Genomic DNA, 12947 nt, shown 5'->3' on the forward strand with positions numbered 1-12947 from the left:
ACAGGACCGGATGCCGTGCGACCCGAATCACCCCGGGTGGCCCTCGCCGGCCGGAGTGCGGTTCCAGCCTGCACCGCCGGTCGCGTCCCGGTGGGCGTACGGGTGCCGATCACCCCTGGCGGGTGATGCCGCCGCCCGGGGCGGGCCCGCCCCGGGCGGCGCGTCGGTGGCACCGGCCCGGTACGACCACCACCCGCCGGTCAGGACCGCGGCCCACGCCCCGCCCCGAGCGCCGCGGCGGTGTCGGCGGCCCGCCGGCCCTGGTGCCGGGCCGCTTCCAGGGCCACCTCGCCGGGTGGCCCGTCGCCGGCCACGTGCGAGGTGCCGTAGGGATTGCCCGACCTGAACTGGACGGGGTCGGTGTAGCCGGGCGGCACGATGATCCCGCCCCAGTGGTAGAAGACGTTGCCCAGCGCCAGGATGGTGGACTCCTGCCCGCCGTGCGCGGTGTTCGAGGCGGTGAAGGCCGAGTACACCTTGTCGGCGAGGCCGCCGGTGAACCAGAGCGGGCCGGTGGTGTCGATGAACGCCTTGAGCTGGCCCGCCGGGGTACCGAACCGGGTCGGGGTGCCGAACAGCACGGCGTCGGCCCAGGCCAGGTCGTCGAGGCTGGGCTCGGGGACGTCGGCGGTGTCCCGGAGATGCTGCGCCCACGCCGGCTTGGCGTCGACCGCTTCCGGTGGGGCCAGCTCGGCGACCCTGCGCAGCCGTACCCGGGCGCCGGCCTTCTCGGCGCCCTCGGCGACGGCTCGGGCCAGGGTGTAGACGGTTCCGGTGGCGCTGTAGTAGATGACGGTGACCCGCACGGGTTCCACGATCGGTGTCCTTTCGCTGCGCTGTCCGCGCCGCCGGGCGGGCACGCCTCGCCCGGCGGCGGCGGGACGGTGTGGCGTCCGAGCGGTACGACGAAACGGGGCCGGCGATTGTGAGGGAGGCGCCGGCCTCACAGTCCGGTGCGGTGTCTCGTCGGACTCTCGACGGGGCAGGCAGCGACCGAGGGGGCAGTGGACAGCATGACCACCCGACCGGAGACCGGGGACGGCTCGGCCGACCCCGAGCTGGCCGCGATCATCGGCGAGCGGCGCCAGCTGATCAATCTCGCGTACCGGCTGCTGGGCTCGCTGACCGAGGCCGAGGACGTCGTCCAGGAGACCTACGCCCGCTGGTACGCCCTCCCCGGGCGGCAGCGGGAGGGCATCGAGTCCCCCGGGGCATGGCTGACGACGGTCGCCGGTCGGATCTGCCTCGACCTGCTCGGCTCGGCCCGGGCCCGCCGGGAGCGGTACGTGGGCGAGTGGATCCCGGAGCCGCTGCCGGACGGTACGCAGTGGAGCAGCGGCCGGCCGGGCGGCGGCCCGCTCGATCCGGCCGACCGGGTGACCCTCGACGAGTCGGTCGACATGGCCCTGCTCGTCGTGCTCGACTCGATGACCCCGGCCGAGCGCGTCGCGTTCGTGCTGCACGACGTGTTCCGGTACCCGTTCGCCGAGGTCGCCGAGATCGTCGGCCGTACCCCGGCGGCGTGCCGCCAGCTCGCCTCGTCGGCCCGCCGCCGGGTCCGCGCGGCGCGGCCGGTGGCCACCCCGACGGCCCGACACGCCCGGGTGGTGCGGGACTTCAAGCGGGCCTGGCAGGCCGGCGACATCGACGCCCTCGTCACGCTCCTCGATCCGCACGTCACAGCGACCAGCGACGGCGGTGGCCTGGTCAGCGCCGAACTCCGACCGGTGCGCGGCGGCGAACGGGTCGCCCGGCTGCTCGTCGAGATCGCCGGCAGAGTGGCCGACCTGACGCTGCGGGAGCGGACGGTCAACGGCCGGCCCGGTCTGGTGGCCGAGCTGGACGGTGCGATCGTGACGGTGATGGCGTTCGACGTCGCCGGTGACCGGATCCGGCGGATCTGGTCGGTGCGCAACCCGGAGAAGCTGCGTCCGTGGACGCGCGGATGAGGCACGAGACCGAGTTCGCCCCAGGCTGGTCGGCGGCCCGGAAACGACCGGCTACGCTCCCTTCATCCGATTCCTTCCGGAGGGAGTACCGTGCGCCGACTCGTCAGAAGTGTGGTGACACCGGCGACCGTGGTCCTTGCGCTGGCCGCGACCCCGGTAGCGGCGCAGGCCGCCACCAGCCCGTTCGACCTCTATCTCGACCAGGAAGTCAGCTGGGGCGCCTGCCTGTTCGCCCCGCCGGACCCCACCCGCGACATCGAGTGTGCCCTGGTCACCGTCCCCCGCGACTGGGCGGTGCCCGACGCGGGCGTCGACCTGCGGGTCTCGATCAGCCGGGTGAGGGCCAGCGGCGAGCGGCTCGGCGCCATCCTGGTCAACCCGGGCGGCCCCGGTGCCCAGGGCAGCTCGCTGGCCGGTGCGCTGGCCGCCCTGCAACCGACCGTCAGCGAGCGTTACGACTTCGTCGGGATGGACCCGCGCGGCACCGGCCAGGAGGGCGGCACCGCCCCGGACCAGCTCGGACTGGTCTGCGAGATTCCGACCGGCCGGCTGTCGACCGCCGACCTCGACGCCCGGGACCGGTCGCCGAGCAGCATCGCCGAGCACCAGAAGGCGCCCCGGGCCGTCGCCGAGGCGTGCCAGAGCAAGGCGCTGACCCCGTACGTCACCACCTGGCAGACCGCGCACGACATGGAGCTGATCCGGCAACTGCTCGGTGACGCCACCCTGAACTACGTCGGCTACTCCTACGGCACCTGGCTGGGGGCGAAGTACGCCTCGCTCTTCCCGGCCAGCGCCGGCAAGATGGTGCTCGACTCCAGCGTCAACTGGCAGGGCCGGCTACAGGCCGCCTTCGAGGCGTTCCCGATGATCGGGCAGCGGCAGCTCGACCACGTCTACCTGCCCTGGGCGGCCCGACAGTTCCCCGAGATCGTCGGCGACACCCCGGCCGAGGCGGCGCGGACCTGGGAAGGGGCCCGCGAGTACGCCAAGACCGTGGGCATCCCCGGCGACAGCTACGACCTGCTCTTCGTCGGAATGGGCGGCAAGCTCCAGTGGCTCCTCGCCACCCTGGTCTACACGCTGGCGGCGCAGGAGATGCAGGGCGAGACCGTCGGGGCCGGCCTGCCGGCGGCCGTACGGACCGAACTCGACGAGCTGGCCCGCTCGGAGTACGGCGTGCCGCTGGCCGGGTTGACGCTGCGGAGGATCGCCGCCGAGACGCCGGAGGACTACACGCTGTTCTCCGGCACCCGGGTCGCGGTCGCCTGTGGTGACCAGCCCACCCGTTCCGCCACCTGGTACCGGCGGCTCAGTGACCGGCAGGGACCGCAGTACCCGCTCTTCGGCTGGGCGTACGGGCTCACCGAGCCGTGCGGCTTCTGGTCCGACGCACCCCGGCAGACCCTGCCGGAGCTGCCCGCCCCGGTCGCGGCGAAGATCCTGGTCGTGCAGGCGGAGTTCGACCCGCAGACCGGCTACGAGCAGGCGCGGGCGGCGGTCCGGGCGGCTCCCGGCGTCAGCATGGTCTCGGTGGACGACTCCACTTTCCACGGCCAGTACGCCATCGACGGCAACCCGTGCGTGGACGGGATGGTCAACGTCTTCCTGCTGCACAACTCGCGCCCGTCCGACGCGACCTGTCCGGGTCTGCCGCTGCCGGGCGAGACCGAGGTGTATCCGGTCGCCGGCCCGGTGAAGCGGGACGGCCGGAAGCTCGACCCGGCGGCGCGGGCCTCGGCCGGCAGCCTGCCCGAGCTGCGCGAGCAGGTGCGGGAGCGGATCACCCGGGCCAACTCGCCGGTCCGCTGACCCGTCCGCCGGCCGTCCCGGGCCCGGTTCGCCGGGCCGAATCGGGCCGGCCGGGCCGCTGACGTTCCGCCGGCCGCCCCGGCTCCCGGTCCGCCGGTCACGGGGCGGCCGGCCCCGGTCCCTGGGCGACGTCCCCGCCTCCGTCTCCGCCTCCGGCACCGTCGCGGTGCCGGAGGCGGCGCTTGTCCGGCTTGCCGGCGGCCGAGACGGGGACGTCGGCGACGAAGGTGACCGTCCGGGGAACGCTCGCCTCGCCGAGCCGTTCCCGGACCAGTTCCCGCAGCATCTCGCGGTCGGGCCGGCAACCCGCTACCGGTACGACGAAGGCGTGCGCCGCCTCCCCGGTCTGCTCGTCCGGCGCTGCCACCACGTACGCCTCGGCCACCTCGGGGTGGCTGGCCAGGGCCCGCTCGATCGGGCCGGCGTAGACGAGTTCGGCGTTGACGATGACGACGTCCCGGGTGCGGCCCAGCAGGTGCAGGTAGCCGTCGGCGTCCTGCCGGGCGAGGTCGCGGGTGCGTACCCAGCCGTCGACGAAGACCTCGGCGGTCTCGGCGGGTTCGGACCAGTACCCGTTCGCCTGGGCCGGGGTGCGGACGAAGAGTTCCCCGGCCACCCCGGCCGGCACCGGCCGGCCCTCCGGGTCGCGGACCTCGACGTCGACCACGGCCGGCGGGCGGCCCACCGAGCCGAGCACGGACGACGCAGTGCCGGTGGCGGCCCGATCGGCGCCGCGCCCGGTGGCGGCATTGTCGGCGTCGCGCCCGGTGGCGGCGGCAGCCAGCGCGGCGGTCAGCTCCGCCGGGGTAACCATGGAGATCATGCCCGTCTCGGTCTGGCCGTAGCCGTGGTAGACGACCGGGCCGAGCACGGACATCGCCTCCGCCAGCCGGCCCGGTTCCAGCGGCGAGCCGGAGACCAGCAGCGCGCGCAGGCTGCCGAGGTCGGCCGGGTCGCTGCGCTGGAGCGCCACCATCCCGGTCAGCCGGGGCACGGTGACCACACTGGCGGTGGCCCGGTGCCGGGCGATCGCGTCGGGCAGGAACGGCCGTGCTCCCCCGGCCGGCTCCGCGACCACCATCGTGCCGCCGGCCGCCAGGGTGAGCAGGCCGTACTCCAGCATCACCTGGCTGCTCAGCGAGCCGAAGACCAGGTAGCGGTCGAGCCGGGCGGCGAGGTCCCGGACCGCCGGGGGCCACCGGTCCCGGTGCGGCGCCCAGCCGGCGCCGAGTGCGGCGTACGTCTGGACGCAGCCCTTCGGTGCCCCGGTGCTGCCGCTGGTGTAGATGACCCGGGCGATGTCGTCCGGCCGGCCCGCCGGCCTCGGCGGGGTTGCCGGGGCCGGGGTGGCGGCCAGGTCGGGTACCCCGTCGACCGGGCCGACCGCCAGCAGTCGCAGTCCGGCCGACGCCGAGCGCAGCCCCGGGGTGGCGGTCGACGGATCCAGCAGCACCGCCGCGATGTCGTGGCCGAGGACGTGCCGGAGCTGTTCGGCGGTGAGCCCGGGACGTACCCCGGCCACCCGGGCACCGACGACCTGGGCCGCGACGACGGCGGCGAACGCCTCCGGGGAGACCCCGAGCACGGTCGCCACCCCGGACCCCGGACCGATGCCCGCCGCCGCCAGCCCGGTGGCGAGCCGGGCTACCAGGTCGGCGAGTTCGCCGCCGGTGACGGTCCGGGGGCCGTGCTCGAAGACCGGGCGGTCCCGGGCGGCGGTGAGCAGGTCGAGCACCACCTGCGGATAGCCCGGCCCGGCCCGCCGGGCGGTCGGGTGGGCCGACGGGCGGAGGTCGTGCGGCTCAGCCCCGGGCATCGGCGAGGTGTTCCTTGACGAAGACGGCCAGCGGCTGCTGGTGTACCCCGGCCAGGTTCCACTCGTTCTCCAGGTTCTCCGCCAGGTGGTGTACGGCGACCACCTGCCCGTCCCGATAGAGCCGGACGACCGGGTGCAGGTAGCTGGCGTCGTGTGCGGCGGTGGCGTCGTTCTCCCGTGGCCGGGGCACCGTGATGTCGAACGGGTCGACGCTGTCGTGGTCGGCGCCGTACTCCAGGGTGGTGACGAAGAACGTGCCGCCGCCGAGGCCGCCCGCGACGAGGTGGGCCACCGGCACCTCCTCGTGGTAGGCGGCGGTGTCACCGGAGACCGCGACGACGTCGCCGAGGACGCCGAACTGCTGCCAGAGCGCCGAGGAGCGGTTGATCCGGGCGATTATCGCGTCGGTGATCGCCTCCGGGGTCGCCTCGACCGGGGTCGCCGGCCAGCCCGTCCCGTGGTAGCGGGTGCGCAGGATCCGGTACAACGCCCGGACGCCGTACCGGAAGCCGTGGATGAAGCCGCTCGTCGACCGCTTGAAGTCCCGCTGCTGGGTGAGGGTGCCGGCGAAGTACAGCTCGGGCACGGTGCTCGACTCGTACGCCGGGGTCTGCTCCGGGAAGCGGTCGTCGATCACCAGCGCCGGGCGGCAGGAGTCGTCGAAGATGTCCGCGTCGAAGCGGAAGCCGGTGCAGGCGATCACCCGGTCGTACTCGATCTCCCGGATCGCCTCCACTGTGCGGGCGTAGCGGAACCGGACCAGGTATCCGCCGTCGTCGCGGCGGCGGATGCTCTCGACCGTCCCGTCCAGCACGGCGTTCTGCGACTTGAGCTGGTAGGTGTCGAGGAAGTTGTTGTTCACCGCCCGCAGGTGCCCGACGTAGTGCGTCTGCCAGGCGAACCTGACCGAGTGCGGTCCGGCCACGTGCACCACCGCCGCGGTCTCCACCAGGTTGTCGGCGGTCTCGAAGCCGGAGTTGCCCTTGCCGATCACCATGACGCGCTGGTTGACGAAGTCGCGCGGGTCGACGCTCACCGTGTCGTACCGTTCGGCGTGTTCGATGCCCTCGATCGGCGGCACGTACAGTTGCGACACTCCGGTGGCGACCACCAGCCGCCGGCCGCGCCAGCACCGGCCGGTGTCGTCGACGGCCTCGAAGCCGTCGCCGTCCCGGCCGACCCGGACGACCCGGGTGCGGTAGCGGACCCGGGCCCCGGTGGCGGCGGCGAAGTCGGCCAGGTAGCGGACCATCAGGTCGGCGTCCGGGAAGTACCGCCCGGTGTACCTGGTGAAGAGCAGTTCCGGGTCGTCGCCGAGCAGCGAGTTCCAGTCCATCCGCAGGTTGAACTCGGGGTCGTCCGAGCCGGTGTAGACCTTGTTGATGGAGATCAGCTTGCGGTGTCGGGGATAGCGGGTGAAGAAGGTGCCCGGCCCTTCACCGGCCTCCAGCACGAGGTAGTCGTGACCGTCGCGTTCCAGCAGGGCCGCGAGCTGGAGTCCGGCCGGCCCGGCGCCGAGGATCAGGTAATCGTGCGTCATGCCGCCGGACGGTAGCGAGCGGTAATCAGAGAGAACTCAGATCCCTCTGAGAATCCGTGGCTACGGTCGGTGCGATGACGACCCAGCGTGCGCCCGGCCCGGCCCGTACCGCCGCTCCGACCGGCTCCCAACTGACCGGCTCCCGGCCCACCGTCGCCGGCGCCGTCGACCTGGCCCGGCCGCTGCGGGTGGCGGACCTGCGCCGGGTCGCGGCCGGGGTCCGGGTCGAGGTCCCGGCCCAGGTCCGGGACCGGGTGGCGCGCGGCCGGGGCCACCTGCGGACGGTACTCGGCGACGACGACCGGCCGGTCTACGGCGCCACCACGGGCTTCGGCGCACTGGTCGGGTTCGCCGGCCGGGACGACGAGGCCGACCAGTGCGACAACACGCTGGCCCATCTCGGGGCGGGGCACGGGCCGGAGATAGATCCGGCGGTCGCCCGGGCCACCGTGCTGGTCCGGGCCTGGTCGCTGGCCCAGGGCGTCTCCGGGGTGTCACCGCGGGTGGTGGAGGGACTCGCCGCGATGCTGGCGACGCCGTTCGCCCCGGCGATGCCCCGGTACGGCTCGGTCGGGGCCAGCGGAGACCTGATCCCGCTCGCCTATGCCGCGCAGTCGCTGCGCGGTCGGGGCTGGGCCTATCTGGACGGCGAACGGCTGCCGGCCGGCGAGGCGCTCACCCGGGCGGGGCTGAGCCCGCTGGTGCTGGACGGGCGGGACGCACTGGCGCTGGTGAACGGTACGTCGCTGACCACCGCCGCCCTCGCGCTCGCCCTGCACGGTGTGCGTGCCGCGCACCGGGCCGCGCAGTCGCTGAGTTGTCTCCTCGTCGACGTGCTCGGCTGCGATCCCGGCCAGTTCCTGCACCCCCGGCTGATCTCCGCGTACGGGCACCCCGGCGCGGTCGACGTCGCCGCCCGGATGCGGGTACTGCTCGACGGGGCGGTGCCGTCCGGCGGCCGGCCGCTCCAGGAGGCGTACAGCATCCGGTGCGTGCCGCAGCTGCTCGGCGCCGCCGAGGACGCCCTGCGGTACGTCGACGGCGTGGTCGCGGCCGACCTGCGCGGGGTCAGCGACAATCCGCTCTTCTTCCCCGACGAGGACCTGGTGCTGCACGGCGGCAACTTCTTCGGCCAGCCGGCCGCGTTCGCCGCCGACCTGCTGGGCACGGTCGCCGCCCAGCTGGGCAACCTCGTCGAGCGCCAACTCGACCTGCTGGTGGACCCGGCCCGCAACGGCGGGCTGCCGCCGATGCTGGCCGCCGGGCCCGGCCGGCAGCACGGGCTGCAGGGCGTGCAGCTGGCCAGTACCGCGCTGGTGGCGGAGATCCGCCGCAACGCCACCCCCGCCGGGATGCAGAGCCTGCCGACCAACCTGCACAACCAGGACGTGGTGCCGTTCGGCACCCAGGCGGCGCTGCGCGCCGTGGAACAGGCCGAACTGCTCCGGCTGCTCTGCGGCTCGCTGGCGGTCGGGTTGCGGCAGGCCGTGCACGTCGGCGCGCGTACCCCGACCGCGCCGGGCTGTGCCGAGCTGCTGGACCGGCTGGTCGAGGTGGTGCCGGCAATCGATCCGGACCGGCCGCTGGACGCCGACGTGGTCCGGGCGGCGGAGCTGCTCGACGAGCTGACCGCGCTCCCGGACGAATCCTGATTTTTCTCTGATTTCTGGGCCGTAGCGTCGTTCCCGTGACCGGAGAGACGCTCGACTATCTGATCATCGGTGCCGGACCGGCCGGACTCCAGCTCGCGGCGCTGCTGGAGCAGGACGGCCGGCGCGACTACCTGGTGCTGGAGGGCGCGGACGTCCCCGGCGCGTTCTTCGCCCGGTTCCCCCGGCACCGCCAGCTGATCTCCATCAACAAGCCGCACACCGGCTCCGACGATCCGGAACTGAACCTGCGGCTGGACTGGAACTCGCTGCTCAGCGACGACCCGGCGCTGCGGTTCACCAGGTACACCGACCGGTACTTCCCGGACGCCGACGTGATGCTGCGCTACCTGGCGGACTTCGCCGCCGCCACCGGAGCCCGGGTCCGGTACCGCAGCCGGGTGGTCCGGGTGTCCCGGGCCGCCGGGGGCGGCTTCGCGGTCACCGACCAGCACGGTACGACGTACCGGGCCCGCCGGTTGGTGGTGGCCACCGGGGTCTCCCAGCCGTACGTGCCGGCGATCCCCGGCGTCGCGCACGCCGAGCGGTACGACACGATGCCGGTCGACCCGGCCGACTTCCTCGACCAGCGGGTGCTGATCATCGGGAAGGGGAACTCGGCGTTCGAGACCGCCGACAACCTGATGGAGACCACCACCCTGATCCACCTGGCCGGACCCAGCTCGATCCGGATGGCCTGGCGCACCCACTACGTCGGGCACCTGCGGGCGGTGAACAACAACTTCCTCGACACCTACCAGCTCAAGTCGGCGAACGCGATCCTGGACGGGACGGTGCGCGGCATCGAGCCCGACGGTGACGGCTACCGGGTGACGTTCAGCTTCTTCCGGGCCGACGAGGTCACCAAGGAACTCCACTACGACCGGGTGCTGCTCTGCACCGGTTTCCGGTTCGACCCGTCGATCTTCGACGAGAGCTGCCGCCCGGCGCTGGTGATCGACGACCGGTTCCCGGCCCAGAGCGCCGAGTGGGAGTCGCTGGACGTCCCGGACCTCTTCTTCGCCGGCACGCTCTCCCAGGAGCGGGACTTCAAGCGGTCCACCAGCGGCTTCATCCACGGCTTCCGGTACGCCGTCCGGGCCCTGCACCGGATCCTGGAACGGCGGTACCACGACACCCCCTGGCCGGCCGAGAAGCTCGACCCGACCGGCGAGGCGATGGCGGACGCGGTGATCGCCCGGCTGAACCGCACGTCCGCGCTGTGGCAGCAGTTCGGGGTACTCGCCGACGTGCTGACCGTGGCCGGGGCGGGGGGCGACGGGCCGGAGACGGCCGCTGCGGACGCCCGCTACCACGAGGAGGTGCCGGTCGAGTACTTCAGCCAGTACGGACTCTCCACACCGGACCACTCGGTCGAACACGCCTTCGTCGTCACCCTGGAGTACGGCCCCGAGCACGACCAGGTGGACCCGTTCGACGTCTCGGTGACCCGGGTCGCGCAGGACGTGGTCGGGCAGGCGCACGACGCCGCGTACCTGCATCCGGTGGTCCGGTACCACCACCAGGGCCGGGTGGCGGCGGTCCACCACCTGGCGGAGAACCTGGAGAACCAGTGGAACCGCCCGGACGTGCACCGGGCCCCGCTGGTCGCCTTCCTGGGCCGCTGCCTGGACGCCACCGGGGACTGACGGCGATGTCCCCGGTGACGCATCGGGCGGGTCCGCGCCACATTCCCACGGCAGGCGCGGACCCCCCGGTGAACCTCACGGACCTGCGGGTCGAGGCGTGGGACCGCCTCGACCCGGTGCACCGGGACTTCTTCGCCGGCGGGGCCGGCGAGGAACGGACCCTGCGAGCCAACGAGGCGGCCTTCGACTCCTACCGGATCCTGCCCCGGGTGCTGCGCGGCGGTGGGGAGCGCGACCTGCGTACGCCGCTGCTCGGCGGGACGCTGTCGATGCCGGTACTGGTCTCCCCCACCGCGTTCCACCGGCTGGCCCACCCGGAGGGGGAGGTGGGCTGCGCCCGCGCGGTGGCGGCCGCCGGAACGGTGCTGGTGCTGAGCATGGCTGCCACCACACCGATCGAGGCGGTCGCCGCCGCGCCGGGCGGGGACGGCCCGCCGCTGCGGTTCTGGTTCCAGCTCTATCCGCAGCCGGACCTCGGGTTCACCGAGTCGCTGGTCAGGCGGGCCGAGGCCGCCGGTGCCCGGGCGCTTGTCGTCACCGTCGACTCGCCGGTGTTCGGCCGGCGCGAGCGGGACCTGCGCAACGGTTTCCTCGACCTGCCGCCCGAGCTGTGCTGCGAGAACATGCGCGACCCGGAGACCGGGCGGGTCCGGGACATCGTCCTGGACCCCGACCTCGGGTGGGCGCAGGTCGACTGGCTGCGTGCGACGACCCGGCTGCCGGTGGTGTTGAAGGGGGTCCTGCATCCGGCCGACGCCCGGCTCGCCGTCGCGCACGGCGTGGACGCGGTCTGGGTCTCCAACCACGGGGGGCGGCAGTTGGACGGGGCGGCGGCGGCCGTCGACGCCCTGCCGGCGGTGGTGGCCGCGGTCGAGGGGCGGATTCCGGTCCTGCTCGACGGCGGGATCCGCCGGGGCAGCGACGTGCTCACCGCGCTGGCCCTGGGCGCGGTCGCGGTCGGGGTCGGCCGGCCGGTGCTCTGGGGGCTCGCCGCCCGGGGCGGGGCCGGGGTGGGCCAGGTGCTCGACCTGTTCCGCGCCGACCTGGCCCGGGTGATGACGCTGGCCGGCGCCGTCCGCCCCGCCGACCTGGGACCGGACCTGCTCACCCGGGCGGTGCCGGGATGAGCGCGCTGCCGGTGCTCGGGACCCTGCTGGCGGTTCCCGTCGCGGTGGCCGGCTGGCTGCTGCCGCGCTGGCTGCCCCCGGCGGTGGTCCGGCTGCGAGGGTGGATCTTCGCGCGGGTGAACGGCACCGAGGGGATCGCGGTGCCCGGCCCGCTGGTCGGCCCGGAGCACTTCACCCGGCTCTACGCCGACCCGGCAGCCGACGGGCGCAGCCGGGGCGCCGGCCTCTCCGACCTGTTCTGGTACTGGCTGGCACCGGGGCCGCAGATGCACCAGGAGCACCTGGAGCCCGGCGAGCGCTACCGCACCGTCGCCCGGACTACCCGGCGGGTGCTGGCGGTGTCGCAGTCGCGGTCGACGGAACTGGCCGCCGCCGCGGCCCGGCGCGTCCTCGCCGCGCTGCCCGCCGGCCGGAGCAGCCGGGTGCGGCTGCGGGACCTGATGATGCCGATCTGGGCCGAGGTCTACCACGAGCTCGTCTTCGGCGAGGAGTGCCCGCCGGAGGTCCGGGCGCTGATCGTGGCGAACGCCGACGACGTGGTGACCGCGCTGAAGTGCTGCGGGCTGCGGCACATGCGGCGGCGGGACCGGCTCACCCGGCACCTGCTGGCCCGGGTCGAGGCGGGCACCTCGCCGGTGACCCTGCCGGAGCCGTTCACCGCGCGGGAGACGGCCTGGTATCTCCAGGGCGCCTTCTTCAACACCGCCGTGGTGCAGATGTCCGAGGCGATGGCGCACCTGCTGCTGGCCGTCGCCCAGCACCCGGCGACCCAGCGCGAGCTGCTGGCCGGCCTGGACGACGCCGGGGAGGCGCCTGACCGGGTACTGGACCGGGTGATCGACGAGACGCTGCGGGTGCATCCGCTCTTCGGGGTGGCGCACCGGGTGACCTCGGCACCGATCCGGCTCGACGACGCGGTCACCATTCCGGCCGGCTCCGTGCTGCTCTTCAACTACCTCGCCTTCCAGCGCACCGGACCGGCCGCCGACGACACGTTCGACCCGGACCGGTGGCGGACACTGGACCGCCGGGCGGCGCACTTCGTCCCGTTCGGCGTGACCGCCAACCGGGCCTGTCCGGCCCGGGGCGTGGCACCGGTGATGATGCGCGCGGTCACCCGCGAGGTGCTGCGCCGGTACGCGCTGGTCTCCACCGTCCGGCACAGCCGTTCGCTGCCGAGCCGGGGGCCGTGCTTCCTCGTCCCGGCCGGCGTACGGCCCCCCGGGCGGTTCCGACTGTGGCTGATGCGGCTGGCGGACAACTGGGCCGACGTGTGGCGCAGTCTCGTCCAGCTGGTACTCGGCAGCGTGATGGTGCTCGACGCGCGACGGCAACGTCTCTGTGCCACCTACTTCGAGGAGGTTCGACGATGAGCGAGACCGGTCCGGTCCGCAGGACCCCGGCC

At 74.0% G+C, this 12947-nt stretch carries 9 protein-coding genes; 6 read left to right on the forward strand and 3 right to left on the reverse strand.

The window, feature by feature from the left end; genetic code table 11:
* Positions 1-200: 200 nt before the first annotated feature.
* The gene (wrbA, locus tag O7626_RS18890) at positions 201-818 is read right to left on the reverse strand and encodes an NAD(P)H:quinone oxidoreductase (protein ID WP_278066211.1); all 618 of its coding nucleotides are present in this window, start codon (positions 816-818) and stop codon (positions 201-203) included.
* Positions 819-1013: 195 nt separating this feature from the next.
* On the opposite strand from wrbA, the gene sigJ reads away from it, so the two are divergent.
* Both sigJ and O7626_RS18900 read left to right on the forward strand, forming a co-directional pair.
* Positions 1014-1949 (forward strand): RNA polymerase sigma factor SigJ, encoded by a 936-nt coding sequence (gene sigJ, locus O7626_RS18895; protein ID WP_278062483.1) that lies wholly within the window; start codon positions 1014-1016, stop codon positions 1947-1949.
* Positions 1950-2039: 90 nt separating this feature from the next.
* Entirely contained in the window at positions 2040-3761 is a 1722-nt protein-coding gene (locus O7626_RS18900) for an alpha/beta hydrolase (RefSeq protein ID WP_278062484.1), read from the forward strand.
* A gap of 97 nt (positions 3762-3858) precedes the next feature.
* Here the strand turns inward: O7626_RS18900 and O7626_RS18905 are convergent, their stop codons facing one another.
* Together O7626_RS18905 and O7626_RS18910 are read right to left on the reverse strand one after the other, a co-directional pair.
* Positions 3859-5577 (reverse strand): AMP-binding protein, encoded by a 1719-nt coding sequence (locus tag O7626_RS18905; RefSeq protein ID WP_278062485.1) that lies wholly within the window; start codon positions 5575-5577, stop codon positions 3859-3861.
* Positions 5564-7117 (reverse strand): NAD(P)-binding domain-containing protein, encoded by a 1554-nt coding sequence (locus tag O7626_RS18910; protein ID WP_278062486.1) that lies wholly within the window; start codon positions 7115-7117, stop codon positions 5564-5566. The genes O7626_RS18905 and O7626_RS18910 overlap by 14 nt, the downstream gene beginning before the upstream one ends.
* 74 nt (positions 7118-7191) lie before the next feature.
* Here O7626_RS18910 and O7626_RS18915 point away from each other — a divergent pair, with 74 nt between their 5' ends.
* The 4 genes from O7626_RS18915 (at position 7192) to O7626_RS18930 (ending at position 12915) form a co-directional block, all read left to right on the forward strand.
* Positions 7192-8769, forward strand: a complete 1578-nt coding sequence (locus tag O7626_RS18915) for an aromatic amino acid ammonia-lyase (protein WP_278062487.1) — start codon at positions 7192-7194, stop codon at positions 8767-8769.
* 35 nt (positions 8770-8804) lie between these two features.
* The gene (locus O7626_RS18920) at positions 8805-10415 is read left to right on the forward strand and encodes an FAD-dependent oxidoreductase (protein WP_278062488.1); all 1611 of its coding nucleotides are present in this window, start codon (positions 8805-8807) and stop codon (positions 10413-10415) included.
* Positions 10416-10483: 68 nt separating this feature from the next.
* Positions 10484-11542, forward strand: a complete 1059-nt coding sequence (locus O7626_RS18925) for an alpha-hydroxy acid oxidase (protein WP_278062489.1) — start codon at positions 10484-10486, stop codon at positions 11540-11542.
* Positions 11539-12915, forward strand: a complete 1377-nt coding sequence (locus O7626_RS18930; protein ID WP_278062490.1) for a cytochrome P450 — start codon at positions 11539-11541, stop codon at positions 12913-12915. Before O7626_RS18925 ends, O7626_RS18930 begins: the two co-directional genes overlap by 4 nt.
* Positions 12916-12947 lie beyond the last annotated feature (32 nt).

Origin of the sequence: Micromonospora sp. WMMD1102, assembly GCF_029626265.1 — a bacterium.
Classification (GTDB): Bacteria; Actinomycetota; Actinomycetes; order Mycobacteriales; family Micromonosporaceae; genus Plantactinospora.